The organism is Photobacterium sp. R1, from assembly GCF_054600795.1.
The window spans coordinates 1-332 of sequence record NZ_BAAHZP010000288.1; the positions used below are offsets into that span (position 1 = coordinate 1).

The following is a 332-nucleotide window of genomic DNA, read 5'->3' on the forward strand; positions in this document are numbered from 1 at the left end:
GCTCAAAGACATGCTGACCCGACATCAGCAACTGACCGGCAGTACGGTGGCTGAAACCTTCCTCAGCAACATTGAGGAAAACCTCAAGCACATCGTCAAAGTGATGCCACGCGACTACAAAGCCGTGCTGCAAAAACGCAAAGCAGCGGCAGAAGCACAGAACAAGGAAGCACTGGAGGTGAGCCATGGGTAAGGCAACCGGATTTCTCGAGCACGGCCGTGAACTGCCGTCAAAAATTGCCCCTGAAGTACGTATTCAGGACAACAAAGAGTTCGTTCTGAATGACGAGTTCGGCAGCAAAATTGGCACACAGGCTTCACGTTGCATGGAT

The 332-nt window shown here is 51.8% G+C and carries 1 protein-coding gene and 1 pseudogene; both read left to right on the forward strand.

Annotation, left to right across the window (positions count from 1 at the left end; genetic code table 11):
• On the forward strand, nucleotides 1-193 hold a 193-nt coding region (locus ACYP03_RS25070; protein WP_459782537.1), incomplete at its 5' end, for a hypothetical protein.
• Nucleotides 186-332, forward strand: a pseudogene (gene gltD, locus ACYP03_RS25075) (glutamate synthase); the annotation flags it as partial. The gene ACYP03_RS25070 and the pseudogene gltD, both read left to right, overlap by 8 nt.